This is a genomic window from Emticicia aquatilis, from assembly GCF_014644295.1.
In the GTDB taxonomy this organism is placed as follows: domain Bacteria; phylum Bacteroidota; class Bacteroidia; order Cytophagales; family Spirosomataceae; genus Emticicia; species Emticicia aquatilis.
Window position 1 is genome coordinate 292,243 of record NZ_BMKK01000002.1, and the last position, 26,317, is coordinate 318,559.

Genomic DNA, 26,317 nt, shown 5'->3' on the forward strand with positions numbered 1-26,317 from the left:
TTATGACAGACACTATTTTGCAAGTTACCATTAGTGGTGATGCCTTATTTAAAACGGCTCAATTACTCGCCACCAAAGCAAAAGGAAATTGCTTAGAATTAGCAGGAATCATGCTATTCATTCATTTTGCTTATATGCTATTCAAGGTCTTAGTTTTTGGCGAATCTTATGGTTCAAATGTATTGAATCTAATTCGTGTCGTGGCATTAATGTTTCTGATTGGTTATTACAATGAATTGATGGGCTTGGTGGTTGGTGCAATCAATGAATTAGCCAATACCTACACGAAAGTTGATGACATATTGGCTCAAATGAAAAAGGTTTCAGGCGATGCCAACAATCCTTCTACCGAAGCAAGCGGTTGGGATTTATTAACAATGGATTTTGGAAAACTAATCAATGTAGTGCTGACCGCTATTCAGAATGGTTTATCTATGATTATTAGGCTTTTGTTAGAAAATGTCAAAAATGTGTTAGTCGCATTTACTTACTCGGTAGGTATTTTTGCCACTGCCCTCAGTACCGTTCCAGGTTTAGGAGGAACAATTACACATTGGTTTCGCTCAATGCTGAACATTCTCTTTTGGACACTTACGCTATCTGTTTTGGACAACTTGGTGGTTGGTTTATCAACCACAATTCAAACCACAACACAAGGAAGTGATATTGTCAATATGTTGGTTATCAACCTTGCTTTGATTCTGATGTATCTCGGAGTTCCGCTTTTAACCACACTTTACATTGGCTCTTCGGCGATTGGTGGCATTATCAGAAGTATTCAAGGAGTAACAGGGGGCATGGTCGCTGCTGGGGCAAGTGTAGCAGGAAAGTCAGTTTGGGAAAAATCAGCAGGAGCAAGAACCAAAGCATGGGAAGCAACTAAACAAGGCTTTTCAGATGTTTTTAGTAGAAATAACACTACAAATCGTACAAAACCATGATAGCGAAAACCCAAACGGCGATTAGGCATTTCTTTGCCGTTAATGATGTCAATAAATACATTGATAGACTTTTTAACCTTTTGAAAGCGAGTATGTTTCTATTGCTTCTTTCAAATATTCTTTGGGGAACTTTGTTTTGGGATGCTACTAAAAACTCAGACCAAAAGGTATTTGTACGTTCGGGCAAAGAAATGTTTGCCGCTTTATTAGCTGATAACGATACTCGCAACATCGGACAGGTAAGAGGCTTGATAAACACATTTGCCAAATTGTTTTTTGAAAGCGATGCAAAATCATTTAGTGAACGACTCAATGAAGGTTTTTGGCTACTAAACAAGCAAGATGCACAGGCCATTTACAAGAACTTTATTGATGAAAAAGTACAAGAAAATTACACCAAGTTCAATGCTTATTCCAAGATAAAAATAGATAGCATGGGTGTAGATATGTCGGTTGTACCTTACAAATGTACCTTACTTTTCAAACAAGCTATCTATTTCAATGAACAAGAAAAAATAAGCAACGTAGGGGCAATTTTTGAATTACAGCCAGTACCATATTCAGAAAAGAACCCATATGGATTACAAATTCAAAATTTTAACTATATCGAGTATAAACCAAAACTATAAAAATTATGAAAAAGCTATTACGAGCGGCTTTCCGTCGGGAGTCGTCACTCTGGACAGCATTCCGCTTTTCTTTGTTATTCATCTCATTTGCTATCTTTTCTCAAAAAAAGATAGACACCATTTATGTTAATGCTACATCAACAACTTACTTGATTTTTGATGATGCCATTACTCTTGTCAATTTGGGTAATACTGATTATCAAGCACAACCCGCATCAACCAATCAATCAAGTGTAGCTACACAAGTTCTGTTTTTAAAGGCGAAAAATACGAGTGCCAAGCCAACAACTTTACTTTTGACACACGGGAATCAGATTTATGAAGCATACCTAAACTACCAAGAACCCTTATCAAAAGCCTTTTATGATTATAGAGGCTTAGAGAAAAGAGTAGAAACGCTCAAAATAAAGGACGATAATATGCTACTGAATGATAAGTTTAAAAAGTTAGCATCTCTTAGTCCCAACATTTTATTTAAAGGCTATCAATCGGGTATTGCTGTTAAATGTGAAAACCTTCACAATGATGAAAATGGTACTTATCTTAAATTCTTGGTGAAAAATGAGAGTTCCATTACCTATGAAATAGATAATGTTTCCTTTTCATACATATCCAAAATGAAGAAAAAAGCTATTAATCGCTTACAATCATTAGGTATTGAGGAAGTAAATGCCTTGAAAAGTATTGAACCAACCAAAACCATTTCCCCACAAAAGCAGATTACCTATCTCTATTATGTGCCACTCTATGCAACAACCGACAATGGTTATTTACAAGTGATTTTCAGAGAAAAGAATGGTTTACGCAATGTAAGTATAGATATTCCTTTCAAAAAAATATTAAAAGCTGAAATGCTCTAATGACAAGCAAAAATGGAAACTGCGAATCAAAATGAAGGTGTGAAAGAAGAAACTAAAGCATTAACTTCTCCTGCAAAAAAAGCAAGCGGACGGCGTTCCGTTTTCAGTGAAAAGATGTTGAGCTTGTTTAGTAAAAACAGACTTGTCTTCATTTTAATAGGCTTGTTTTTACTACTCATTGTTTTCTATAGTGTGTCAAAATACGTTCGTCAAGAGATTGTTAAAAACATGACTTTTTCGATGCCCAAAATTGATGTAAGTCAAGATAATGAAAGGGCGGCTCTCCACAATAACGGCAAGAAGGATACTTTTGGTGATATGCTTGATGAAGTGAAAAAATCAGTTGATGAAGATAAAACTTCATCGGGCGGAGTTCTGTTGGGCGGCACTCCGCTAAAAGTCAATGACAAAGGTTTGAAAAACTATGGTGTGGGTAATGTATTCAAAGAAAATACATCAGAAACGAATAATTCATCTGAAATAACAGCCTCAAATTCACCTTTGACTCCTAATGTAATTGAGCAAGTTTCAGTCCCAAAAATAAGAAAAGAAGGTTATGGGGAAAGAAAAAGAATTGTAAAGTCTCGTGAACCTATCAAAGTAGCCACAGGAGAAAATCCATTTAATACGATTGTTTTGGAAAACACTACCAATAAAGTCCGTAACACACCGATTCATAAAAAAGAACTCGTCAAAGCAGCTATTTATGGTACGCAAGTGGTGCGAAATAATTCATCGGTCAGAATAAGATTATTAGAACCAATGATAATTGATGGTATTATCATTCCTGCCAACGCTCTATGCAGTGGCATAGCCATGATGGGCGGAAATCGCTTGATAATTATGATAACGGCTATCAAATCAGGAACTGAATTTATTCCTACAAAAATGGTGGTTTATGATAGTAACGATATGTTGCCAGGCATTGCGTATCTAAGTGATGATACCAAAGGGCAAATTCGTCAGCAAAATAATCAAGCAATTGATAACATTGACAATGCAGTTTATAACATTGGCAGTGCAACAGGAGTAGTTGGGCAAGTGGGGGCTGGCGTGGTAAGTGGTATTTCTCGGTCATTGCGTTATGGTGGTGTTCAGAAAAAAGCAGGAGAAATTGAGTTAAATGAAGGTTATAAAATATTCTTAAAACAAAATTAAATGATGAAAAAACTATTACGGGTGGCATTCCGCCTAAGTTGTTTGTTGTGCATGAATCTTGACGTTCAAGCCCAAGTATCTATTGACCCAACAGCAATAGAGCGATTAATTCAGTTAAAAAATTTGGTAGATAAAGCCAAAACTCAGATTGCACAATTAAAAAGTGTAACTAAACAAGGTGCTGCAACAAAGGCTAATACTACTGGTATTTTGGAAACAGGTTCAAAAATTGAAGACCTCCTGCGAAGCCCCGATGAGTATCTGAAACTGGCTTACCATTCAATGATGTACAACGATGCCACCGCCATCATGAAGTTGAATAGTGCTTTAAAAGGTTCTTTTACCTCTAACTTGAATACCAATTTTAAAATCTCAGATTTAACACCCTATATGGATGGTAAAAACTATTCCGATAAAAGTGGTTCAACTTTATACGACCTTGTAATGAAGGGAACAACCATTGATAACAAAAATGGTGTTCAGTCATTCAGTAATTTTTTGAGTAGTCAAAAATCCTTTATGAGTCGCCAATATGCTCTACAAACTGCTCTGCAAAAAAAGAAAATGCAGCAAGCCATGACTTACTATCAAATGGCCGAAGAATTAGAAAACAAAGCGATGGCAATTAATGATGGTGTAAAAAGCCGAAACAATGGCACGGCTTTTCGATTGAGTAATCAAGGCGTATTTGGCGATATAGGTAGCGATTTGGGCGGAGATTTATTTGGAGATTTGTTTTCTTCGGAGGGAATTTCAATGCCTTCCTTTTCATCGGGAACAATGACTGTCAATGGGAAAAATTATGTCATGGATGCGGTAGGCAATGTTTATGATGCTAACGGCACATTAATTACGAAAGATTTAAGTTTTGGGGCAAAAGAACAAGCATTAGATGCATTTCTAAAAGATAATCCTAATCTAAAAACGACACTGGGCAATGCTTTTAATGATTTTATGTCTAATCCTTTTGGGGCAATTGGGGCATTATTCAAAGGAGGTCCCAAAACACCACAAGATTATTTGGACGAAATTATGAAACAAAGATTAACAACTTTGAAACAAAACGAAGCCAATGCCATTCAAAATGAGATTTATAATAATATTATTAAAAATGCCTTCGCTGCAAAAAGTGATGATTATTCATCTTTGGCTAATAGTTTTGATGCAAGTCCCATCGGTAACTTATCAGGAATGTCAGCGGGACTACGAATGAACACTGGCGAACGAATACTGCTCAATAAAGCAAGCATTGATTTACTGACCAAAGCCCAAGAGCTACGAGAAAAAGGCGATAAGTTGATGTTGGAAGCCTTAGACCGTACCGAAACACAAAAACGCTTGGACGGTATTTGGTCAGCACAAATGTTTAGAAATACACTTTCTAACATTAAAATCTGATGCAGAAATTCATTTTTATAGGGCTAATTGCTTGTTTCTCATCTTGTCAAAATTCAAGTAACCATCTTTCCACTAATCCTCAAAAAGTAGCAATTGCTTATTGTCAGTTAGGCAATGAAGGTATCAAAGGCGATACGGCAAAATACAATTTGTATCGTAAAGGGTATCTTCAAGATAACATTACTCAAAAAGATATTTTCGGTGCGATGCTCATTTACAGTACTGCAAAAATGACTAAGAAAGGAACTGTTATAAGTTTTAAGAATCTGGAAGAACAGGAACTTAAAAAAGATGCTTCTGGACGTAAGGTCGAAGTAGAAGAGAAAATTCTGTTCATTTTTGAGAATAGATTAATGGATACTGTCGTAGTAAAACTTGTGTATGACAAAAATGTTTGGCGTTTAAAGTGGCAAAATATGGATGATTTAGAAAGAAAATAAATGATACGTCTTGCTTTTCTATTTTCAAATTAAGTAATAGATTTGTGTAATTGAAAAATACGCTGTAAATATATTTTAATACACAAAATAGAAATGGAACGAAACAAGCAAGCATATTTAGAAACGATTGATAATTACGCCCAAATCATTGCTGAACTCCCCCAGTTTTTAGACAATGCTGATGATACAATACATGAAATTGCGAGTAAGATTGATATTTCGTTTTCGGCACTAAGCAATAAAAAACACGGTCGCCGAGATTGGAAATATGAAGAAGTCAATAAATTAATGGAATTACTTGGCAATGAAAAGCAGAAGGAAGTAGCTAAAAACTATATTTTAATAGTCAATGATATTTTGCCCATCATTCAAGAAAATGGTATTCGATTCAGCTTTATCTTTGAAAAAGCTGGTATGACAGTAGGGAATTACCAAGTCAGAAGCAAATCAATTTCAGCGTGGGATGTTTCAGAAGTTCGGCGAATCATTGATGCTTTGAAGTTTTAAATTGCATATCAAAAACAATAAAGCCTGATAATCATATTGTAGATTGTCAGGCTTTATTGGGGTCAATCTGAAAAGTTGGGGGATTAGGCATAAATTTTTGAAAGCCTAAACAGGAAAAAGTTGACATTTCGTACCCCTCTAAACTGGTTTCTGAAAGCCTTTATCTTAGCATTGAAAGATTCTGCTGAAGCGTTTGTACTTCTATTGTCAAAGAAATTCAAAATTTTCTCATAATTATTCTCAATGGTTTTGGCAATAGTATTGAACGATTTGAAGCAAGCTTTTTCAACATCATTGTACCAAAGAGCCAATTTTTTAAAGGCAACAATTCTTTCTTTTGAATGAGTAAAAATATCAGATAGCATTCTGCTAAGTTGATAGGCTTGTTGTAAATCAGGATATAATCGAAATAAGATTTCTGCTCTATGCACTTGCGAAACTGACCAATCTTTCGGAGTGCCGAACCAGTTGTTTTTTGAAGAGTAAATAGCGACTACGTGCTAATAACTGCTTCAAAGTATCTCCATTAGCAAGTACATCTGCTATAAATGGTACTTTAGCTTCCTTAGCCAGTTCCATTTCTTTATTTTCTTGCTCAATAGCTTGCCATCTGTGGTCAATTCTGATTTTTTGAACAGCATCGCTGGCGAGCTGTTGAACGTGGAATCTATCGGCTACCATCTTAGCTTTAGGAAAACTTTTCTTTACAATTCTTTCCATTGTAGGTGCTAAATCCAAAGTTACTTCCTTTACCTTTTTTCTAACAGATTCTGACATTTTCAGCAAAATATCAATTACTTTATCACTTTCCGTACCTTTTATCATAGCTATCAAAGCTCCCTTGCGACCTTTACCAGATTTATTGGTGAGAATTGTGTAGAGTTCACCCTGTGATAAACTTGTCTCGTCAATTGACAAATATTCACCCATATTCTCTGGAAATAATAGCCAATCTTCTGCGTGGTCTGCCTCTTTCCAACTACTAAAATCACTCAAATGTGCGGCATACTGTTCTTGAAGTCTTTTACCATCTAAACCGTAGATTTCTCCCAATATTTTGCAACTTATAGGGGTATTATCTAAGTACTGCTTTTAAAAAAGTGGCGAATTCCTTCGTCATTCGAGTGCCATTTGCTACTAATTCCCAGTTTCGGTAAACTATTTTTCCAGTCTCTTCATTCAACCATTTTCTGCGTTTGATTTTTAGATAACACGCTTTGCCTCGAAGTGGGAAGTCTCGTACGGTTTCTTCATCAAAGAAACCCTTAGATTGTAGCTTTTGACCAGTATATTCTTTAGGATGAATATTCTTTTCAGATAAATAAAACGTGTAAGAATCACTCGTTTTCTGAGCATCGGTTAGTTCAAAATATTCCTGTAATTCTTCGGGTAGTATGAATTGTAGTAGGTTCGTTTCCAAATCATTTATTTTTTCTGCAAGATAAATGATTTTTTACCTTTCCCCCAACTTTTCAGATTGACCCCTTTATTGTTAAAATATAATTTTTGAAAATGTTATTTTACACTCAAATGCAATTGTGTATTGCATATTGTATTGCATGTAGTCAATTAGCGAAAAGAGTATAAATTAAAAAAGCCTCATAATCTGTTGATTATAAGGCTTTTAACTCTGCTCCCGAAGCTGGGCTCGAACCAGCGACCCTCTGATTAACAGTCAGATGCTCTAACCGACTGAGCTATTCGGGAAACTTTTTTCGGTTATAATTTCGTTCTTTATTTCTTCGTTCCGAAATCATAATGCAAAGGTAAGGGATTTATTTTTTGTTGTCAATACCTAAGTGAAATATTTTTTAACTTTTTTTGAAGTTTTTTTTAGTGTATTGATAATCAATGCCTTGCACGTTCGAGAATTAATTCCTTTACTTTACGAGCATCGGCCTTGGCAAAGTTTCTAATTAAAATTTCTTGTTCTCTTGCTCTTGCCTTGATTCTGATAGTTGAAAAAAAGATACCAGAGTCGATTTCTACACCTGCGATGTCGTTGTAGAAAACAAAGTTTTCGGTACTACTGAATACTTTTCGTTCTTTAAATGTTACGCCTTTTTCGCTGAAGATAACCTCGTCAGGTAATAAGGGATTTTTTAAGGTACTTGCTGAAAATCTTTCGTTCATATCTGTAAAATATTTAATAGTCAAAATTAGAATGGTACATAAACTACTTTCTTGGTCTCAAAGAATTCTTCGGCAAAGTGGTCGGATAAGTTGTATAACGAGTATTTTCCACCGAATTCTTCCAATTCTTCGGTTAAATCTCCGCCTTTTAGATACAAAATTCCATTTCTAAGGTCATTAAATTGATTCTTTGTTACTTTGTCTTTAATCCAACCGTAAAATGGTTTTAAACGAGTTACTGCACGACTCACGATGAAGTCATAGTCACTTGCTACGTTTTCTGCACGTTCGTGTTGAGCGGTTAAATTGGTTAGGCCGATTGCCTGTGAGACTTCTGTAACAACTTTTATTTTCTTGCCAATTGAATCAACTAAATGAAACTGGCAATCTGGAAATAATATTGCCAGTGGGATTCCGGGGAATCCACCACCAGTACCTACATCTAAAATTTCCGTGCCAGGCTTAAACTTCATCACTTTAGAAATACCAAGCGAGTGAAGTACGTGTTTTTCGTAAAGATTTTCAATATCCTGACGAGAAACCACATTAATCTGTGAATTCCAAAAACTATATAGTTCTTGCAACTGCCCAAACTGGTGTAATTGTTTTTCTGTAAGGTTTGGAAAATATTTTGTAATTAAGGAAACGTCTGACATATACAACTTACGGGCTTAACGCCATTTAATTTTCTTGGGATTTGAAAATAAAGTAATTAGACCAAAAATCAAGTAATAACCCGCATACAACATATCATAATACGGAATCTTCCATGAACTAACGGTATTATTGAGTTTTTTATTGGCTTTTGCCAGCACAATCCAACGAATAAATAGCCAGAAGAAAAAGACAAATGTAATCAAACGCATCCAATCATTATATAAATAAAAGTCCTGTAGGTTATAATCATCTAATAGATAAGTTGGAATACGTGACCACTCTGGTGCTTCAAACCATTCAGGTTTAATGAAAAATACAGGTAAAAACCAAAACCAACAGATAAGATGGCTGGCCGCTAAAAGCCCCAATGAGATTTTATCACGTAATTTATAGCGTTTACCTACTGAAAGGTGACGACGCTTTTGTGTTATCCATTCGCTCCATGTTTTCTTCGGAACAGAAATAATGTGTGCTTCTGGCTCAATACAGATTGCCACATTTTCTTGATTTGATGCTTCATTAACAAATAAATCATCATCTCCACCCAAAAGCCCATGATGACTTGCAAAGCCATTTGTTACCCAAAAGAGTTCTCGGCGGTACATCAAATTTCTACCAATACCCATATAAGGCATTTTTGATAAGGCGTACGAGAAATATTGGAGAGCCGTTTGAAAGGTTTCATAGCGAATTAATGAATTCAATCGACTATCGGCATATTCATAAGGCGAAAATCCTAACACAATATCTTTGCCTTGGGTCATTTGGGCAACCATATAATCAATCCAGTGTGGACTGGTTGGGCGACAATCGGCGTCGGTCAGCAAGATTATTTCTTTGGTAGCTTTCTTTATACCCATCGTTACTGCGTATTTTTTTGCAGTAAAGTGAGCAGGAAGACTCTCAATCCTTACAAAATTTACCTTTTTGTAGCCTCCTTCATTGAAAAGTAAATAATCGTAAGTTCCATCAACCGAGCGGTCATCTGAAACAATGATTTCAAAATTTGGATATTCTTGTGCTTCGAGTAGAGGAAGGAGTTCCTTCAGATTCTCAAGTTCATTCCACGCTGCTACAACAATCGAAACGCTTGGTTTCTTTTTTTGTTCGGCATCTGGCTCATTATCGTAGTGCGAAAGCAAACGAGTAAAAATCCCCAAGATATAAATGAGTTGGATAACTAAAGCAGTAAAAAATATGAACGGTAGTAAATAGTGCCAAAACACCATGCAAATGCGGTTTAGGTGAAACTTTGTGCAAATATACAAACCTTCAATGAAACCAATAGAAAGTTATTGCTAAAAATCAGTGAATAAATACTTGTATTAGCCAAAATGAAGGGTGAAATTTGCTGTATGAAATACGAATTACACAAAACAGACTCACAGTCGAAGGCCCGTGCTGGGAAAATCACGACTGACCACGGCGAAATTCTAACGCCGATTTTTATGCCAGTTGGAACAGCTGCAACCGTAAAAGCAGTGCATCAACGAGAGTTGGCTAATGATATTAAAGCTCAAATTATCTTAGGAAATACTTATCATTTATATTTACGCCCAGGTTTGGATATACTTGAGCGTGCAGGCGGACTTCATAAATTTAATGGTTGGAGTGGGCCAATCCTGACCGATTCTGGTGGTTACCAGGTGTTTTCACTGAAAGATATTCGTAAAATTTCGGAAGAAGGCGTGAAGTTTCAGTCGCACATTGATGGGTCGAGACATTTGTTTACGCCCGAAAATGTTATGGATACTCAGCGAACTATCGGAGCGGATATTATCATGGCATTTGATGAATGTGCTCCGTATCCGTGCGATTATAATTATGCTAAGAAATCAATGGAGATGACCCACCGTTGGCTAAAACGCTGCATCGACCGTTTTGATTCTACCGAAGGCAAATATGGTTATTCGCAAGCGTTGTTTCCGATTGTACAAGGAAGCGTTTATAAAGATTTACGTATTCAATCGGCAGAATTTATTGCGGAACAAAACCGTGAGGGAAATGCTATTGGAGGCTTAGCGGTAGGAGAGCCTGCCGAAAAAATGTACGAAACCATTGATTATGTCAATGATATTTTGCCGAAAGATAAACCTCGTTATTTGATGGGTGTCGGTACGCCAGAGAATATTTTGGAGGGAATTGCTCTCGGAATTGATATGTTCGACTGCGTAATGCCAACTCGAAATGCCCGAAACGGAATGCTATTTACAACGCAAGGTATTATCAATATCAGAAATGAGAAATGGAAAGATGATTTTACAGCGATTGATGAAGCACTCGGCGGTTATGTGAGTACGTTTTATTCAAAAGCCTATTTGCGTCATTTAGTAAAATGCGATGAGATTTTGTCAGCTCAAATTGCCAGTGTGCATAATCTGACTTTCTATTTGTGGCTCGTCGGGCAAGCCCGTGAACATATTTTGGCAGGTGATTTCTTGACTTGGAAAAACGCAATGGTGAAGCAAGTAATGCAAAGGTTATAGATAAAAAGAGGAAGTCTTCGCTCAAAGCGAATGTCGCCCAGCGAAGACTTCCTTAAAAAATGTCTATTCACTTCCTACTCACAAACTTATTCCCCTCAATATAAAACCGATAAGGCAAATCTGCTCCTTGTGTAATGCCGATTCGGGTAGTGGTAACGATTGAAAAATCATTATTGGTTGATGCAAGACAATGAAATTCTTCTGAATCGAGTGTTAGAAAATTAAAATCAAGCGTAATACCCATTGCTTGAACCAATTTAGCTGGGCCGCTGCATAGGTTCTTTAAATCATTGGTTTTTCGGCGTTTTTGCATCAATTCAATGCCTTCTGTGGGTTCTAAGGCCCGAATTAGCACGGCTTCGCCAATATCTTTTGCTCCGCTCGAAATATTTACACAATAGTGCATTCCATAAATCAGATACACATAGCACGTTCCTGGTCTTTCAAACATGGGTGCATTACGAGTTGATTTTTTCCGATAAGCATGGCAGGCTGGGTCGCCTTGAAGGTATCCTTCGGTTTCTACAATGATTCCTGCTGTACGTCCTTCTGGGCTTTCATGTACCAAAGTACAGCCCAAAAGTAGCTTAGATAAAGTCAATGTATCATGTTTTTCATAAAATTCTTTGGGAAGAATATTTTGCATCTGTACTTTTGGTAAACTTTAAGTTATTGTATGAAAAAAAACCTCTTTTTTGTTCTCTTGTCGCACTTTTGCATGGCACAAGATGATGTTGCAATTATCAAAAATGCTAACTGGGAAACTACGAAGTTGGGAAAAAAGTTTTATTGGAAACGAATACATTTTAAGCAAAAAGAGCTTTTTAGTGCCAATCAGTCCATCAATATTTTGGAGATTTCGCTCAATAATAAAAAAGTAAAGTTTGGTTTCGCAACCGTCGATTCGATGAAAACCGACCCACAAATCAAGCGTTCATTACAAAAAACAAGTAAAATCGCAGCCGATTTAGGAGCAAGCGCCGCCGTAAATGCAGGTTTTTTTGATATGAAAAATGGTGGTGCAGTTGATTTTTTGAAAATTGGAGGAACCGTAATAGACACAACTCGACTATCAAATGTTGCTCGTCTGCCTTTTCATTCTATTTCGGGTGTAATTATCGAAAATAATAAGGTAAGCATCATAAAAGGAGAACAAAAAGCGGGTTGGGAGAAAAACCTAACGCAAGAAAATGTTTTATTGACTGGACCTTTGTTAATGTATAATGGCGGAATGGAAGAGTTGGCCAAAACGCCTTTCAATGATAATCGTCACCCTCGTACGTGTGCTTGTGTAACAAATGATAAAAAATTGTTGTTGATTTCGGTAGATGGACGTTCTGCTGAGTCTTTTGGTATGACTTTGGCTGAGTTAAGTACATTGGCAAAGGCTCTGAATTGTAAAGATGCTATTAATTTTGACGGTGGAGGCTCAACAACAATGTATATCAAAGGCCAACCCGAAGGTGGTGTGGTGAATTATCCATCAGATAATAAATTGTTCGACCACGCAGGCGAACGTCCTGTGAGTAATATTTTTTATATAAAATAAGATATTGGATTTTAGACAAGAGATTATGGCCTCTCAAATCTCTTGTCTCTTGTCTTACTTCTCATGTCTCAAAAATGCAACAAGTACAATATAAATATCGCCCCGAAAACCTGACTATTTCAGAACCGAATAAGTACAAACCCGAAGATTTATATTCGGAAGAAATGGTACTGAATCTTGGTCCACAACACCCATCTACGCATGGTGTTTTGCGTTTGGAAGTGCTTACTGATGGCGAAATTGTAGTTGATGTTGTATCTCATTTAGGCTATTTGCACCGATGTTTCGAAAAGCACGCCGAAAGCTTGCCATTCAATCAAATTATTCCTTACGTTGATAGAATGGATTACGTGGCGGCCATGAATTCTGAGCTGGCGTATGTGATGGGGATTGAAAAAATGCTCGGAATCGACAAAGATTTGCCTAAAAGAGTTGAATATATTAGAGTTTTGGTGGCTGAATTAAACCGTTTGGCTTCTCATTTTATTGCAATCGGTACTTATGCACTTGATATTGGTGCAGCAACGCCGTTTCTTTGGATTTTCCGTGACCGTGAACACATTATGCGTATGCTCGAATGGCTTTGTGGTGCCAGAATGCTCTATAATTATGTTTGGGTAGGGGGCTTGTTTTATGATTTGCCAGTTGGTTTTGAAGAGCGTTGCCGAGAATTTATTGATTATTTGAAGCCAAAACTCGTTGAATTACAACAGCTTGTTATCGAAAATCATATTTTTATCAATCGTACGGCAAATATTGGTGTTTTGCCTTTGCCAATGGCCATTAATTATGGTTGTACGGGGCCAGTTTTGCGTGGTTCGGGACTAAAATGGGATTTACGCAAGGTTGACTCTTATTCTGTTTATGGTGAAATTGATTTTGACATTCCAGTCGGGAAAGGTGAAATGGGAAAAGTGGGGGATTGTTGGGATAGAAATAATGTGCGGGTGCTAGAATGTTGGGAATCAGTGAAAATAATTGAGCAATGTCTGGAAAAACTGACGAAAGAACATAAACGAACCACTGATTTCGACCCACAAGCACTCGTTCCTAAGAAAATCCGTCCACCGAAGATGGATTTTTATTGTCGTGCTGAAAATCCGAAAGGAGAACTGGGTTTCTTTTTCCGTACCGATGGCCGTTCGGATATTCCAACGAGAGTCAAAGCCCGTGCTTGTTCGTTTAATAATTTGTCAGTTTTACCCGAATTATCTCGTGGTGGAATGATAGCTGATTTAGTGGCAGTTATTGGCTCGCTTGATGTGGTGATGGGGGAGGTGGATAGATAAAGTTTAAAACAAAACTTGAAAAAGGTAGAAAATAAACATCAACTACCCTTTTCATTGTTTTGAGTTACTATTTGGGATTACGAAACATAAAGATTGTTAGTTGCTAAAATATATAATATTTCAGCGAATTTTTACTCTTGATAAGTAATAAATACTTTATACGGTTTATTCAAAATAACAGAGCTACTGGCGGCTGTATTACGGATGTAAACACTACCGTTTTCAACAAAAAAACTGTACTGAAGCCCAGCCACAGGATAACTTGGGGGAACATGTGTCTGACTTGCCGAAAGAGATACAACTAAAACTGTTACACTCACTATTTTGGCATCTGATAGCCCATGAGCTTGACTAACAAGTCCGCCTTCGGTAGTTGCGGTATTCCCTGTTAATAATTTGTGTTTGATAGCAGGGGCATCAGACCCCAGTTTAGTAAAACCATTTACCTCTAAGTCTGTTGTTGGTGCGGTTGTACTTATGCCCACATTTCCACTATTGGTGATGCTTAGGCGGCTGGTCCCGTTTGTATAAAAATCTAATCCCCAACGGTTTCCATTCAATGTTCGTTTAGAAGAAATACCTTCACCCGATGTAGAACCTCCGAAGATTAAAGCATTTGAAGTGAGATTGCCACTATTGCTTTCGGCAAAATCTATAGAAACTCTACCACTTCCTGCTATTCTGAAAAGCTCTTTAGAAGAATTTTCATTTATTGCAGAGTAAAAAACGTGGTCGCCCCATGGAGCATCTGTTTGGTAGCGGAGAACACCCCCATTGATGCCAAAACCATAATATTGGTGATTGTTGTTACCACCTTCATACAAAACAATTTTTCTGTTTTCCCAATTATTTGAAAACTGCAATGGTGCATTCGGGGATGAAGTTCCAATGCCGATATTACCGTTCCCTTTAATTCTGAATAATTCTCGTGAAGAGGTTGAGTTTATCCCAGAAAAAAACACATGGTCTGACCAAGTTGTATCAGTCTGGTACCTTAGCATAGCTCCGTTTATACCCAAACCAAAAAATTGATGGTCATTATTTTTTTCTCCCCATAACACTAATTTTTTATTGGCTATGTTACTTCCATACTGTATTCGTCCACCTGGTGTAATCGTAACAGATTGTTGAGCTTTCAAGGAATGAAAAATCAAAATAGTTAAGGCTGTAAATATTAGTTTTCTCATGAAAATAAGGTTTATTTGTTTGAAAATCAATCTATTAATGGAATATTCGATACATCAGAAAAGTATTATAAGTACCTCAAAATTTGGAGATTAATAGACATTACAAATAAACCTTTGTGTATAAATAAAACCTATTTTACAGCATAGACAAAAGGCTAAAATAGCGTGGACAATTTTTTAGAAAGGCTCAAATGAAACAGAAAATGTATTAAAAATCATTTTCATCAGCAATCTGGGATAACGTTAAGTCTGGGTATTTGCGACGTAACCGGTATCGAGTTTTGCGAATAGAGGCTGGTAAAATACCAAGCATATTACCCATGACTTTACTTGATAAATTGAGTTTTTCAAGAGCTAAAAGTCTTATTTCTGAAGAGGTTAGGTCTGGATATTTTCCAGAAATGTCTTTGAAGAAATTAGGATATAACTGCTCAAACAGTACTTTGAACTCGTCCCAATCATCTTTGGTTAAGATAACACTTTGATGTAATTCAGCTAAATAAATATTTTTTTCATCAATTCCCATTGAGCTGTTTTCTTCATTACTTTTTTCGAGCTCCCTGCTTATTCTTTCAATTTGCTCGTTTTTTTCTTTAATCACTCGTAAATAAGACTCCATTTCAATTTTGGCTTTTTCCAAAGAGTCAGAGAGTTTTTGTTGGTTTTGTTTGCGTTTTTTGTTCATCAATGAAACAACAACTCCAAAAAGTACCAAAAGTAGGGTAAAGAGTAAACTTCGGATATGGCTTTTATACTCAAAAGCCTTTCTTTCATGTTCAATCTTTAGATTACTCTCCATTACTATCAATTTTTTAGAATCAAGCTTGACTTTCAGAGTTTCCTTCAAATTCAGCAAAGAATCTTTGTACATGCCTCCCTGTCTAAAATCTCTAACCTTATCGTAATACATCGCCAGAGTTTCAAATTTTATTAAGTCATAGTTTGGGTATGACCAAACAGGCATTTTGAATTTTGGTGGAGCAATAAATTGCTTAGCTTTGTCCACCGAATCGGTCATTATAAGACATTGAGCAATATATAAACGAGAGATTACAGCATTTTCTGGAATAAATTTGTCATTTATCTGAGCGTCGGCATAAAGAGGCGGGAGTGCTTCCTTGTATTGACCTTGCAAACGATGAAGATTACCTAAATTTCCAAGTACCAGTGCTTCAAAATTCTTGTAATTCCTTTTTCGACTGGCAAGTATCCCATTTTTAAAAGCTTTTTCTGCTTTTTTGTATTCTTTGAGTTTTATATAGCATAACCCCAAATTATTATAATAACCATAGTGTGAATATAAATCTAAATCAGGCTTTTTTAGGGCTTTTTCGCAAAATTCGGCAGCGGTTTTGAAATCTTCAAAATAATAATAAACATCAAAAAAATGATTATAAAAATAGGTAGCATAAGGCAGACTATCGTAGGAGGCTTCTTCTAAAAGGCTTTTTGCTTGCAAATAAAAAGGCAGACTTTCGGCAAACTCTTTTTCTCCAAAAGCAAATTGCCCTCGAAGAATGTAATAGAAACCTTTTATTTCTGCGAATTCGGTTTCATTAAAAATTCTGCGAAGTTGACTGAGGTATTTATCTTTCGCTGCTAACGTCTTAGCGGTTTCAAATAAATGTTGTGCTTTTACTAATTGCAAATACTCTGATGCCCGAGCATCTTTCAAATTATCTGATACCCTTTGTAAACTATCTAAAATTTTGGGATAAATCGTTTTTTCACTATCTCTATGATAGCTATTAAGGGTAGCATCAATTAATTTATCAGCAGGTGAAAGTGATATTTGGGCATTTGTTTCAAAAATAGTGGCTATAAAAAAACTTATAATGTAAAGGGCTTTCAGCAAATTGGTCATCTTATTATACTATCAAAAATACTTTCATTCTAACTATGGCAAATTTATGGAGGTTGTTAAAGTGGAGTAGCTCAGATGCAGTTTTGTATTTTTGTAAATATAATAAAATTTACGATTTGGTGGCAATACCTTAGAAAGATTATCTCAAGAAATTTAGAGGCACAAGAACATTTTAATAGTAATGCCAAAAACTACTCTTTTTTCCTCCAAAAAATATAAAAAGGAATGCCAGTCGCAATCAAACCCAAGCCCATTAAGGCTTCATTGGGTTGATTGTAGATGGTGATGATAAGTAGAGATATGCAGAAAACTACAAAAAATGCGGGTACAAACGGGTAACCAACTACTTTGTACTTCCTTTCGATGTTTGGACTTTTGATTCTAAGAATAATTACTCCCAAAGCTGTACTTCCGTAATAAATAAACGATGCGAATACAAGCATATCAGTCAGTTGGTCGAAACTGCCAGACCATATTAAAAGTATTGACCATATTGCTTGTATAAAAAGTGAAAAGTCGGGTGTTTGAAATTTCGGGTGAATGGAAGATGCTTCTTTGAAAAATAAACCATCTCTCGACATGGCGTAGAATATACGTGCTGACATCATAATTGAGCTGTTTGTGGCATTCAGCGTTGTTACAAGTATCAAACAACCTACAAAAAGCACCCCGATTTTGCCAAGAATTTGATTTGCAACTTCAATTGCGGCTATTTTATTAGGTGTTTCATTGAGTTGAATGAAGTAATCTATTGGTAGAATATAAACGAAAACGATGTTGAGCAATACGTAAATCAAAATCACGATTCCTGTTCCAAAACCCAAAGCGAAAGGCAAGTTTCGTTGCGGATTTTTGACTTCTTCGCCAATATAACCGATATGATTCCAGCCTTCATAACCCCAAAAAGCCCCAAGACTTGCCAACATCATAGCTTTTGCTAAGCCCCAACCTTCGAGCGAGCCATTATTGAAATGACTACTTTTTTGTGTGAGATTTTCAAAACTTCCGTGTGAAGAACTCAACCCAAAGGTAATTAGTAGTAAAACCGCCCCAAACATCAGATAAGTAAGTACACTACTCAAACTCTCGGCTACCGTAATTCCTCGATAATTGAGCAGACTCAGTAAAATTACCAAGCTCGACGCCAGTATTTTGATAGAAAAATTATCAAGAATATTTACGCCCAAAACGATAAAACTAAGATTAAAATCAGCGAGTGGAACAAGGCTATTGAATGATTGTGCAAAAATATAAGCCAGAGCCGCAATTGAGGCGGTTTTCATAACCGTAAAGTTCCCCCAACCATACAGAAAAGCGAAAAATCTACCATAAATCTTCTGAAAATAGGCATATTCACCACCAGAATCAGGATACATACTCGCCATTTCAGCAGTTGATAATGCTCCTGCTAAACTGATGATTCCTGCCAAAACCCAACATAAAATCACCAAAATTGGTGAACCTAATTCGGCCGACATTGGAGCGATTTTTTTGAATACCCCAGAGCCAACAATTACACTCACTACTAAGATAGTAGCGGCTTGTAATCTAATTTTAGGTGTTAGTTTCGACATAGTAGAGCAAGTTTCCAACTTGCGAGAGGTTTGTTAAAAATAAAAATTACGCAATTTTCTCATATCCAAAACCCGCTTTCTGATTTATTTTAAGAAAACCATTTTCCAAAGTAAAACCAACAGTAACTAAATCTTCAGCCAAATCGAAACTACCATCAAGGTCGAGGTAGCGAGTGTTTTTGCACGAATATGCCACATGAAGAGCGGCAGTTATACTGGCAATACTTTCATCATTGCAACCCCAAAATAAATCAATATTGGCTTGTTGGGCTATATTGGCAATTTCTAATGCTCCCAAAATACCACCACATTTCATTAACTTGATATTAAAGATACCGAAAGGCTGATGAATAGCACTAAATGCCAAAGCAGATTTTGCATTTTTTAAAGATTCATCGGCAGCAAGTAATCTACACTCGTACGAACTGAGTGCGAATAACTCTGATTCTTTACCAACTTTTAGTGGTTGTTCGATTAATTCTAAGTTAGTTTTTGTGGTTTCGGTCAGAAATTTTTTTAATTGTTCTAAAGTATAACCCTGATTGGCATCGACTCTAATTTTTAGATTATTTTTATAAATTTCGTGCAGACGAATAATTCTTTCAATGTCTTCGTCAACGTCAATTCCTGTCTTTACTTTTATTACCTTGAAACCTAATTGAGCATAATTTTTAGCTTCTTCAAGGGTTTCATTCACACCCATAATGCCGATTGTTACCGAAGTGGGTAGAAACTTTATTTTTTGTCCATAAAAATCAATGATTGGAATATCTAAAAACTTCCCAAAAGCATCATGCAGTGCCAAGTCGATGGCCGCTTGTGTACCAGCCAGCAATGGAAAATGTTGATGGGTTTCAAAAATAATTTGTCGGAAATATCGAATATCTCGCCCAACAAAACTTTGTACAAAATCAGATTGCAAGTTTTGTAAGGTTTGCTGAGAATTTTCACCAATTACTTCTTCGGCTGGGCTGGCCGAACCTAAACCTACGATGCCATTTTCAAGTTCGATTTCCAGAAAAACTAACTCTACATCATAAAAAGTACTGTATGCAATCGTATAAGGCTTGGTTAAAGCCAGTTTTTTTAGATAAGGTGTAATTGATTTTATTTTCATGGTTATAAAGCAATGAGTGTCGGAATCAGTTTTTCTACACCTTCTTGTATAGGTAAAAGCACTGGCAATTGGAGCTTTTTCTCATAAAATGCTTGATATTCAAAGGCTTCCTCATCAGTGCATTTTTCGGTGTTAAGTGCTACCGCAATCACTTTTGAACCGAGTTTTTCGATGATTTCAATCTCCGATTCTACACTCGGAATCTCTCCCCAGTGTGGGTCATCATCAAAGTATTTGCGTTTGGGTGCGTGCAATAAAACTACGTGTTTAGCATTTCCCGAAATTAAAAACTCAAGTCCGCACGGGCCACTGGGATTGCGTAATGAAGATTGTCCTTCAAGAAATATAAAATCAGCGTGAGTATCTTTCCAGCAACTTACGATAGCTTTCTCTAATTCGCCCGAAACAAAATCATTGAGGGTAGAATCGAATATAAAACCATATTTTCCGCCCTGTAACCAACCAGTTTGACCAGTAAAAATCATTTGCCCGTTCAAACCGTTTCGTTCGCAGGATTGGCTAAGCATTCGGGCAGTTGTGCGTTTGCCCATCGCACAATCCATACCAATCACGGCAATTATTTTAGCTTTGACATCTCTTACTTCGCCTGTCCAAAAATGTAAATCTTTTCTACTTTTTGGCTTTCTAATATCTATTAATTCTACATTGTTTGCCTCAGCCAAAGCAAGGATTTCTGGTTTTTCGGATAAATATTCATGCAGACCATTGACAATCGAAATACCATTTTCGATAGCTATTTTAATGATATCGAGCATGGTTGGCGGTAAAACGCCACCAATTGTGGCAACGCCTATAATTAGATAATCAATTGATTGTAAATTGTTTATTGCGGAGTCGAGCGAATCAAAAACTGGAATATTTCTATGTTTTCCGTCAAGCACCTCACCCGCATCTTTTCCTGCTGTTTCTGCCGAATCTATCACACCAATAATCTCGTAGCGTTCTGTGCCTCTGATTAGTCCGTGGGCAGTTTTGGCATCACTTTTTTGCAATAAACCATTGGTAAGAATAACTGCGGCCCCCAAACCCCCAATGGGGGCAGACTGTGCATTAGTTGTTTGAATTTGATTTTCCATGAAATTATTTAATTAATTATCATTTTCAGTATTTAGCCCCCTTCGGGGGTTGGGGGCTATTAAAACTCCCGAATATTTACCCGTAGCTTTCTGTGATTGATATACGACTTGTCCATTTACCCAAACTTTTTCAATGCCCGTTGAAAGGGCTTTTCCATCTTGAATATTGGCATTGTCAATAACAGTCTCAGGGTTGAAAAGTACCAAGTCAGCATAATTCCCGTTGGTAATTATGCCTCTATCGTTTATACCTAAATTTTCAGCCGATAAACCTGTCATTTTATAAATGGCAGTTTCGAGTTGCATGAGTTTTTGTTCACGCACATATCTGCCCAGAATTTTTGTAAAAGTGCCATGTCCCCGTGGATGGCCACTTGATGCACCATCTGAGCAAATATTGGTGTGCGACCAAAGTAGGAAATTGGCAACATCGGCCTCATCCATTGATTTTCCCATAATTGCCTCAATTCCCTCATTAAAATCAGGGTTTTTCTCCTCAAATTCGGCGGCAATGGCTATTAAATTCATCAGGGTTTGTGATGGTTTTTCGTTACGTTCTTTAGCAATTGCCGAAATTGTTTTTCCTGCATAAGATTTATTTGGGGCAAAACGCACCAAAACTGACCTTTCTGGGTCAAATAATTGATTGACAGCAAATTCAGCACTGGCAGGATTGGTGTAATCTCGGTTTGGGAAAAGCACACGAAGGGTTGAATTCCAAAAATCATAAGGATAGCAATCAGCTGTGATATTGATTCCTTCTGCACGAGCCTTTTGTAACCTTGCCAACAACTGAGGAGACTTGCCCCATTGGTCTTTTTTTGCAATTTTTATGTGCGAAATCTGTACAGGAATTTTGGTTTCTCTGCCAATTTCTATGATTTCATCAATGGCATCATCCAAATTTATGTCTTCACTGCGAATATGACTCATGTAGCGACCACCGTTTTCGGCCACTATTTGAGCAAGTTGCAAAACTTCATCTCGGTTTGAGAAGAAAGCAGATTCATATTCCAAACCCGTAGCCAGACCCAAAGAACCTTTTTCTAATTCTTTTTTTAGTAAAACCTTCATTTTGTCTACTTCCGAAGGCTTGGCAGTTCGATACAGACTTTTGGCTCCCATTACTTCACTCCGTAGTGTCGAATGTCCTGTATAGGTGGCAATATTGACTGCAACTGGGCGTTTTTTGAAGAAATTTTTCAATGTATCCATCGGGTAGCTACCGCCATCTTGCCCAATTACAATAGTCGTAATTCCTTGACTAACAGCAGGTATTGCTTCGGGAACTTTATTGAGTCCCCCAAAATGGTGGCTATGGGTATCAATAAATCCAGGTGATAAAACCAATCCTTGTCCATCGGTACTTTCTTCATTCGGGAAAGTTATTAGATTACCAATTTCCCAAATTCTATCATCTTTCAATCGCACATCTGCTTTGCGGGCTACTGAGCCAGTACCATCAATGAGCTTAATATTTTTAATGAGTTGAGTAGTAGGGATTTTAGGTTTTTTGCCTGATAGAATAGCATTAACTAAATCTATTGCTATATCGTTTGTACCATTACTGAGAATGATAACTGTTGTTTTTTTACTCAGATTTCGTTCAATATAATTTTCAAAACCAACCCAACTGCCAGTATGACTGAGTGTTTCATCATCATCGCTGGTTTCCCAAGCAAAACCATAATTGTAAGTTTCTCCATTTTTCAATTTTACAGGCGTAAATGCCTCTTGTAGGGTTGCTTTACTTACTAATTTATTCGTATATAGAGCTTGTTCCCAAGTCAATAAATCTTCAACCGAAGAATAAATATTTCCATCGCCTACAACACCATCAAATCTCATAAGGTCATTCAAAGAGTTTTGTCCATTTTGACGCTCGAACCCATAAACCCGCTGAGTTTTTAGGCTCAACGGGCTTTTCATGTTTAGATAATAAACAAAGGTGTTTGTTAGAAGAAGTGGTTGGGTAATATATTTATCGAAAAATGTCTCAACTTTCATTTTTGAGGCTTTTTCAATGATTGATGCCAACAAAACATAGCCCGTATTAGAATATTGCCATTCACTACCCGACTCAAACTCAAGTTCTGGGCGAAGGTCTACCAGTAGACTAAGAACCTTTTCATTATTGAGGGTATCGAGTGTATTAGTGAATTTGGTTGCTAAATCGAAATACTCGGGCAGGCCTGAGGTGTGCGTCAATAATTGACGAATCGAGATTTTATCGTAGGGGAAATTCGGTAAATGTTTTTTTACTTTATCATCAAATTGTAGTTTGCCTTGTTCTTTCAAAATCATTGTCATCATAGCCACAAATTGCTTAGAAACCGATGCTAAATTAAATGATGAATTAGTAGCAAGGGCTTCTTGTGTTTGAATACTCGCAATTCCAAAAGCTTTTTTGTAGAGAGGTTTTCCTTCTTTGGCAATCAAGACAACGCCATTGAACATAGCTTGTTCATGTAGTTTCGTAAGTGCAGAATTGACACTTTCAATTTGTTGAGGAGTATATTGAGAATAGCTCAGATGCGTACAAAAAAACAAGAATAAAAGTATGAAATTTCGCATAATGATGATTTGATAAATGCTTTGAAATTTTGATAAAGTTAGTTTTTGTTCTTTTAAATAAGAAATTTTTCTAATATAAATAGAAATATGTGCTAATTTTAAGCAAAATATTCTTTTGAACTATAAAATGAGATAAACAAAAAGCAAATTATGCTGGATAATGTCGATAAACAAATCTTGGGGCTTTTGCAGAAAAATGCCAAGTTGACCATAAAAGAGCTGGCCGAAGAACTGAACCTTACGACTTCACCGATTTTTGAGCGAATTAAACGTTTAGAAAAAGAGGGAGTAATTGAGGGCTACGTGGCTTTGTTGAATCCTGAAAGAGTAGGGAAGGGGCAAGTAGTTTTTTGTAATGTTTCGATGCCGATTTATACCAAAGAGAATATCGAAAACTTTGAGAATATTGTTCGTTCAATGCCGCAGGTTTTGGAATGTTATCATTTAGCAGGCTTGGTTGATTATCAGCTAAAAGTTTATGTGAAAGACATTAAGGAATATGATGATTTTTTAAAACAACTGGCTGAAATTCAGATAGTTAAGGTGCATAGTAGTGCCGTTGTGTTGCATGATGTGAAGTATTCAACCGTAATTCAGATTGACTGATTTGTAGAGCGAACATCCTGTTCGCTTATTTCTCAATGGCGAACAGGATGTTCGCCCCACATTTAAACTTTTCTACGAATTACATCAAAAACGGCCGCTATGAACTTTAGTTTTTTAGTCGAATTCATAATTTTAATTTCTTCCCAAAGATTGGTTTCTCCATCTAAAAATTTGAAGATTTGCGAGGCAGGGTTTCGTTCGTACAGGCGTGCGAAAACTTCGGCAGCGGGAAGGCGTTTTTGTTCAAGGACATTCAACAAAACACTTGCGTAGAAGAAAAAGCGTTTCTGAAACCATGAAGTTTTTATTACTGGCGAACCAGTTTTTTCCAGTTGCTCAACAAGGGCTTTTAAGCGTTTTTGAGTATTCTGAAAAGTATAACCAGTAGCAGGATTGGTGTAACCACCAGCAGTGCCAATTCTGACGACATGCTTGCTCGGAAATTCATTAGTAGCCTCATCAGACATCGGAATTATTCCAAATTCATCTTCAATTACTTCATAGTCAACTATTTGTAATTTTTCAGAAATATATTTTTTTAACTCATCATCGTATTCCTTTTCTTCCAATAATCTCTCTGTAAAAAGCGTATATTCAACGATAGCGTTGTGTTCATCAAAAGGCAAAACGTACATAAAACGACATTCGTTGTATTGTTCTACGCCAAAATCCATCATTTCGGGTAGGGCAGGGTCAAATACTGGTTTTTCTGACCTGATTATCAAACCCTTGAAATGTTGCAATAAATTATGGTTTTTCGGAATATTGAGCTTGAGTTTGTAGGTGCTATCAAATACAAAATCGGCTTTGTAAGTTTCTCCAGTTGCTGTTTTTACAGTAGCATATTCATTATTATCGTCAATGCTTATTGCCGAATCTTTGGTAAATTGAATATTAGGTGACTTTCGTAATTCAGTAAGTACAAAATTATAAAAATCTATACCTCGGAGGAGTTTGTATTGATAGTCCCCGATATCGAGTTTCTGAATTTTGTTGGAAGCATCTCGGAAATTAACGGCATTCCATTTTTTATATAAAATATTTTCAAAAGTGCCTTTTTTCGACTCCCAAAAGGCCCAAGTACGGTCATTTTTATTTTTTTCTTGAGGTTCGATTACCAAAATGGAAGAATGGCCTAACTGACTATTTTGTAGATAATACGCCAACGAAAGTCCCGCCATTCCACCTCCACAGATAATAAAATCCCAGTTGTTAGTTTCCACTTTAATTAGGTTTTGCTAAAAATAAAAAATCCATAAGATAAACTGCTGCTTATCTTATGGAAGAACAAATTTATTGAAAATATGTTTGTTGAATATTTTCTTTTATACGTGTACGTGTCGTTCGGCGTGATAACTTGAGCGAACCAACGGACCCGACTCAACATATTTCAATCCACGACGTAAGCCTTCTTCACGATACATTGCAAATGTATCTGGATGAATAAACTCAATTACTTCGTGGTGCATTTTTGTTGGTTGAAGGTATTGTCCGAGTGTAAGAATATCTAAACCGTTTTCGGCCAAATCATCCATTGCTTTGAAAACCTCATCTTGAGTTTCACCCAAACCAAGCATAATACCCGATTTTGTGCGTTGTCCGTATTCTTTTGTTCTACGGATTTGCTCTAAACTACGTGCATATTTTGCTTGTGGACGCACATTTCTATACAAACGTTCAACTGTTTCCATATTATGTGAAACTACTTCTTGACCTGCCGAAATCATACGGTAGAGAGCTTCCCAATTACTTTTTGTATCAGGAATAAGCGTTTCGATGGTAGTTTTTGGAGAAACTTCCTTCACGGCTCTTACGGTCTGATACCAAATTTCAGCACCTTTGTCTTTTAATTCATCACGGTTTACTGAAGTCAGTACAGCGTGTTTTACTTGCATTAACTGAATCGCTTCGGCTACACGGCGTGGCTCATCAGTATCATATTCATTCGGGCGACCAGTTGCTACTGCACAGAATGTACAACTACGTGTACAGACATTCCCCAAAATCATAAAAGTGGCAGTTCCTTCTCCCCAACATTCGCCCATATTCGGGCAATTTCCCGACTGGCAAATTGTATGTAATTTATATTCGTCAACTAAGCTACGTACTTTTTTGAAATTTTCGCCAATAGGAAGTTTCACTCTCAACCAATCTGGGCGACGAGTACGTTGTTCGGTACTTACAACGGGTAATTCTATCATTATTTTACGGAAGTTTTACTGAGCTTGTTTCACTAAATTTATTTTTCAGC

Annotated in this window: 26 protein-coding genes and 1 tRNA gene; 11 read left to right on the forward strand and 16 right to left on the reverse strand. The window is 36.7% G+C overall.

The window, feature by feature from the left end:
• Positions 1–2: 2 nt before the first annotated feature.
• From IEX65_RS05435 to IEX65_RS05465, 7 genes are all read left to right on the forward strand, one after another.
• Complete coding sequence (locus IEX65_RS05435) at positions 3–941, forward strand: hypothetical protein (RefSeq protein ID WP_188765012.1); 939 nt, start codon at positions 3–5, stop codon at positions 939–941.
• Positions 938–1,570: a hypothetical protein gene (locus tag IEX65_RS05440; protein ID WP_188765013.1), complete on the forward strand. Its 633-nt coding sequence runs from the start codon at positions 938–940 to the stop codon at positions 1,568–1,570. Before IEX65_RS05435 ends, IEX65_RS05440 begins: the two co-directional genes overlap by 4 nt.
• 5 nt (positions 1,571–1,575) lie before the next feature.
• Positions 1,576–2,430, forward strand: coding sequence for a DUF4138 domain-containing protein (locus tag IEX65_RS05445; RefSeq protein WP_188765014.1), 855 nt, complete (start codon positions 1,576–1,578; stop codon positions 2,428–2,430).
• Between the two features lie 12 nt (positions 2,431–2,442).
• Positions 2,443–3,588: a conjugative transposon protein TraM gene (traM, locus tag IEX65_RS05450; protein WP_188765015.1), complete on the forward strand. Its 1,146-nt coding sequence runs from the start codon at positions 2,443–2,445 to the stop codon at positions 3,586–3,588.
• Between the two features lie 3 nt (positions 3,589–3,591).
• Positions 3,592–4,986, forward strand: coding sequence for a hypothetical protein (locus IEX65_RS05455; RefSeq protein ID WP_188765016.1), 1,395 nt, complete (start codon positions 3,592–3,594; stop codon positions 4,984–4,986).
• Positions 4,986–5,426: a hypothetical protein gene (locus IEX65_RS05460; protein ID WP_188765017.1), complete on the forward strand. Its 441-nt coding sequence runs from the start codon at positions 4,986–4,988 to the stop codon at positions 5,424–5,426. The genes IEX65_RS05455 and IEX65_RS05460 overlap by 1 nt, the downstream gene beginning before the upstream one ends.
• A gap of 93 nt (positions 5,427–5,519) precedes the next feature.
• A complete protein-coding gene (locus IEX65_RS05465) occupies positions 5,520–5,933 on the forward strand; it encodes a hypothetical protein (RefSeq protein ID WP_188765018.1) in 414 nt (137 codons plus the stop codon).
• 83 nt (positions 5,934–6,016) lie between these two features.
• Here IEX65_RS05465 and IEX65_RS28220 read toward each other — a convergent pair whose 3' ends face one another.
• The 7 genes from IEX65_RS28220 to IEX65_RS05495 all read right to left on the reverse strand — a co-directional run bounded on the left by IEX65_RS28220 (position 6,017) and on the right by IEX65_RS05495 (position 9,952).
• Positions 6,017–6,364, reverse strand: a complete 348-nt coding sequence (locus IEX65_RS28220) for a transposase (RefSeq protein WP_374757851.1) — start codon at positions 6,362–6,364, stop codon at positions 6,017–6,019.
• Positions 6,357–6,986: an ISAon1 family transposase gene (locus IEX65_RS28225; protein ID WP_374757852.1), complete on the reverse strand. Its 630-nt coding sequence runs from the start codon at positions 6,984–6,986 to the stop codon at positions 6,357–6,359. Before IEX65_RS28225 ends, IEX65_RS28220 begins: the two co-directional genes overlap by 8 nt.
• A gap of 22 nt (positions 6,987–7,008) precedes the next feature.
• Entirely contained in the window at positions 7,009–7,353 is a 345-nt protein-coding gene (locus tag IEX65_RS05475) for an ISAon1 family transposase N-terminal region protein (protein ID WP_188765019.1), read from the reverse strand.
• 213 nt (positions 7,354–7,566) lie between these two features.
• Positions 7,567–7,640: transfer RNA gene (locus tag IEX65_RS05480), tRNA-Asn, on the reverse strand.
• Positions 7,641–7,781: 141 nt separating this feature from the next.
• The gene (locus IEX65_RS05485) at positions 7,782–8,066 is read right to left on the reverse strand and encodes a hypothetical protein (RefSeq protein ID WP_188765020.1); all 285 of its coding nucleotides are present in this window, start codon (positions 8,064–8,066) and stop codon (positions 7,782–7,784) included.
• 26 nt (positions 8,067–8,092) lie between these two features.
• Positions 8,093–8,722, reverse strand: coding sequence for a 16S rRNA (guanine(527)-N(7))-methyltransferase RsmG (rsmG, locus tag IEX65_RS05490; RefSeq protein WP_188765021.1), 630 nt, complete (start codon positions 8,720–8,722; stop codon positions 8,093–8,095).
• Positions 8,723–8,737: 15 nt separating this feature from the next.
• Positions 8,738–9,952 (reverse strand): glycosyltransferase, encoded by a 1,215-nt coding sequence (locus tag IEX65_RS05495; protein WP_188765022.1) that lies wholly within the window; start codon positions 9,950–9,952, stop codon positions 8,738–8,740.
• Positions 9,953–10,078: 126 nt separating this feature from the next.
• Here IEX65_RS05495 and tgt point away from each other — a divergent pair, with 126 nt between their 5' ends.
• Entirely contained in the window at positions 10,079–11,209 is a 1,131-nt protein-coding gene (tgt, locus tag IEX65_RS05500; protein ID WP_188765023.1) for a tRNA guanosine(34) transglycosylase Tgt, read from the forward strand.
• Between the two features lie 67 nt (positions 11,210–11,276).
• Here the strand turns inward: tgt and IEX65_RS05505 are convergent, their stop codons facing one another.
• Positions 11,277–11,855, reverse strand: coding sequence for a DNA-3-methyladenine glycosylase (locus IEX65_RS05505; RefSeq protein ID WP_188765024.1), 579 nt, complete (start codon positions 11,853–11,855; stop codon positions 11,277–11,279).
• A gap of 30 nt (positions 11,856–11,885) precedes the next feature.
• On the opposite strand from IEX65_RS05505, the gene IEX65_RS05510 reads away from it, so the two are divergent.
• Positions 11,886–12,758: a phosphodiester glycosidase family protein gene (locus IEX65_RS05510; RefSeq protein ID WP_188765025.1), complete on the forward strand. Its 873-nt coding sequence runs from the start codon at positions 11,886–11,888 to the stop codon at positions 12,756–12,758.
• Positions 12,759–12,832: 74 nt separating this feature from the next.
• Entirely contained in the window at positions 12,833–14,047 is a 1,215-nt protein-coding gene (locus IEX65_RS05515; RefSeq protein WP_188765026.1) for an NADH-quinone oxidoreductase subunit D, read from the forward strand.
• Positions 14,048–14,178: 131 nt separating this feature from the next.
• Here the strand turns inward: IEX65_RS05515 and IEX65_RS05520 are convergent, their stop codons facing one another.
• The 6 genes from IEX65_RS05520 to IEX65_RS05545 form a co-directional block, all read right to left on the reverse strand.
• Positions 14,179–15,234 carry a hypothetical protein gene (locus IEX65_RS05520; protein ID WP_188765027.1) on the reverse strand — a complete coding sequence of 352 codons (1,056 nt, stop codon included), beginning with the start codon at positions 15,232–15,234 and terminating at the stop codon, positions 14,179–14,181.
• A 208-nt stretch (positions 15,235–15,442) separates the two neighbouring features.
• Positions 15,443–17,098: a tetratricopeptide repeat protein gene (locus IEX65_RS05525; protein ID WP_188765028.1), complete on the reverse strand. Its 1,656-nt coding sequence runs from the start codon at positions 17,096–17,098 to the stop codon at positions 15,443–15,445.
• Positions 17,099–17,289: 191 nt separating this feature from the next.
• The gene (locus IEX65_RS05530; protein WP_188765029.1) at positions 17,290–18,672 is read right to left on the reverse strand and encodes an APC family permease; all 1,383 of its coding nucleotides are present in this window, start codon (positions 18,670–18,672) and stop codon (positions 17,290–17,292) included.
• A 46-nt stretch (positions 18,673–18,718) separates the two neighbouring features.
• Positions 18,719–19,789, reverse strand: a complete 1,071-nt coding sequence (locus tag IEX65_RS05535; protein ID WP_188765030.1) for a mandelate racemase/muconate lactonizing enzyme family protein — start codon at positions 19,787–19,789, stop codon at positions 18,719–18,721.
• A gap of 2 nt (positions 19,790–19,791) precedes the next feature.
• Entirely contained in the window at positions 19,792–20,886 is a 1,095-nt protein-coding gene (locus IEX65_RS05540; RefSeq protein ID WP_229250538.1) for an N-acetyltransferase DgcN family protein, read from the reverse strand.
• 12 nt (positions 20,887–20,898) lie between these two features.
• Positions 20,899–23,460 carry a serine hydrolase gene (locus IEX65_RS05545; protein WP_188765031.1) on the reverse strand — a complete coding sequence of 854 codons (2,562 nt, stop codon included), beginning with the start codon at positions 23,458–23,460 and terminating at the stop codon, positions 20,899–20,901.
• A 150-nt stretch (positions 23,461–23,610) separates the two neighbouring features.
• Here IEX65_RS05545 and IEX65_RS05550 point away from each other — a divergent pair, with 150 nt between their 5' ends.
• Positions 23,611–24,066, forward strand: coding sequence for an Lrp/AsnC family transcriptional regulator (locus tag IEX65_RS05550; RefSeq protein WP_188765032.1), 456 nt, complete (start codon positions 23,611–23,613; stop codon positions 24,064–24,066).
• 62 nt (positions 24,067–24,128) lie between these two features.
• Here the strand turns inward: IEX65_RS05550 and IEX65_RS05555 are convergent, their stop codons facing one another.
• Complete coding sequence (locus IEX65_RS05555; RefSeq protein ID WP_188765033.1) at positions 24,129–25,289, reverse strand: lycopene cyclase family protein; 1,161 nt, start codon at positions 25,287–25,289, stop codon at positions 24,129–24,131.
• Positions 25,290–25,391: 102 nt separating this feature from the next.
• Positions 25,392–26,267 (reverse strand): lipoyl synthase, encoded by an 876-nt coding sequence (lipA, locus tag IEX65_RS05560; protein ID WP_188765034.1) that lies wholly within the window; start codon positions 26,265–26,267, stop codon positions 25,392–25,394.
• Between the last annotated feature and the right edge of the window lie 50 nt (positions 26,268–26,317).

Coding starts and splice junctions, on each gene's coding strand:
- traM (WP_188765015.1), top strand. CDS start 2,443: ATGGAAACTGCGAATCAAAATGAAGGTGTGAAAGAAGAAACTAAAGCA.
- IEX65_RS05435 (WP_188765012.1), top strand. CDS start 3: ATGACAGACACTATTTTGCAAGTTACCATTAGTGGTGATGCCTTATTT.
- IEX65_RS05545 (WP_188765031.1), bottom strand. CDS start 23,460: ATGCGAAATTTCATACTTTTATTCTTGTTTTTTTGTACGCATCTGAGC.
- IEX65_RS05550 (WP_188765032.1), top strand. CDS start 23,611: ATGCTGGATAATGTCGATAAACAAATCTTGGGGCTTTTGCAGAAAAAT.
- IEX65_RS05495 (WP_188765022.1), bottom strand. CDS start 9,952: ATGGTGTTTTGGCACTATTTACTACCGTTCATATTTTTTACTGCTTTA.
- IEX65_RS05440 (WP_188765013.1), top strand. CDS start 938: ATGATAGCGAAAACCCAAACGGCGATTAGGCATTTCTTTGCCGTTAAT.
- lipA (WP_188765034.1), bottom strand. CDS start 26,267: ATGATAGAATTACCCGTTGTAAGTACCGAACAACGTACTCGTCGCCCA.
- IEX65_RS05510 (WP_188765025.1), top strand. CDS start 11,886: ATGAAAAAAAACCTCTTTTTTGTTCTCTTGTCGCACTTTTGCATGGCA.
- IEX65_RS05515 (WP_188765026.1), top strand. CDS start 12,833: ATGCAACAAGTACAATATAAATATCGCCCCGAAAACCTGACTATTTCA.
- IEX65_RS05455 (WP_188765016.1), top strand. CDS start 3,592: ATGAAAAAACTATTACGGGTGGCATTCCGCCTAAGTTGTTTGTTGTGC.
- IEX65_RS05540 (WP_229250538.1), bottom strand. CDS start 20,886: ATGGAAAATCAAATTCAAACAACTAATGCACAGTCTGCCCCCATTGGG.
- IEX65_RS05505 (WP_188765024.1), bottom strand. CDS start 11,855: ATGCAAAATATTCTTCCCAAAGAATTTTATGAAAAACATGATACATTG.
- rsmG (WP_188765021.1), bottom strand. CDS start 8,722: ATGTCAGACGTTTCCTTAATTACAAAATATTTTCCAAACCTTACAGAA.
- IEX65_RS05525 (WP_188765028.1), bottom strand. CDS start 17,098: ATGACCAATTTGCTGAAAGCCCTTTACATTATAAGTTTTTTTATAGCC.
- IEX65_RS05485 (WP_188765020.1), bottom strand. CDS start 8,066: ATGAACGAAAGATTTTCAGCAAGTACCTTAAAAAATCCCTTATTACCT.
- IEX65_RS05530 (WP_188765029.1), bottom strand. CDS start 18,672: ATGTCGAAACTAACACCTAAAATTAGATTACAAGCCGCTACTATCTTA.
- IEX65_RS05535 (WP_188765030.1), bottom strand. CDS start 19,789: ATGAAAATAAAATCAATTACACCTTATCTAAAAAAACTGGCTTTAACC.
- IEX65_RS05520 (WP_188765027.1), bottom strand. CDS start 15,234: ATGAGAAAACTAATATTTACAGCCTTAACTATTTTGATTTTTCATTCC.
- IEX65_RS05445 (WP_188765014.1), top strand. CDS start 1,576: ATGAAAAAGCTATTACGAGCGGCTTTCCGTCGGGAGTCGTCACTCTGG.
- IEX65_RS05460 (WP_188765017.1), top strand. CDS start 4,986: ATGCAGAAATTCATTTTTATAGGGCTAATTGCTTGTTTCTCATCTTGT.
- tgt (WP_188765023.1), top strand. CDS start 10,079: ATGAAATACGAATTACACAAAACAGACTCACAGTCGAAGGCCCGTGCT.
- IEX65_RS05465 (WP_188765018.1), top strand. CDS start 5,520: ATGGAACGAAACAAGCAAGCATATTTAGAAACGATTGATAATTACGCC.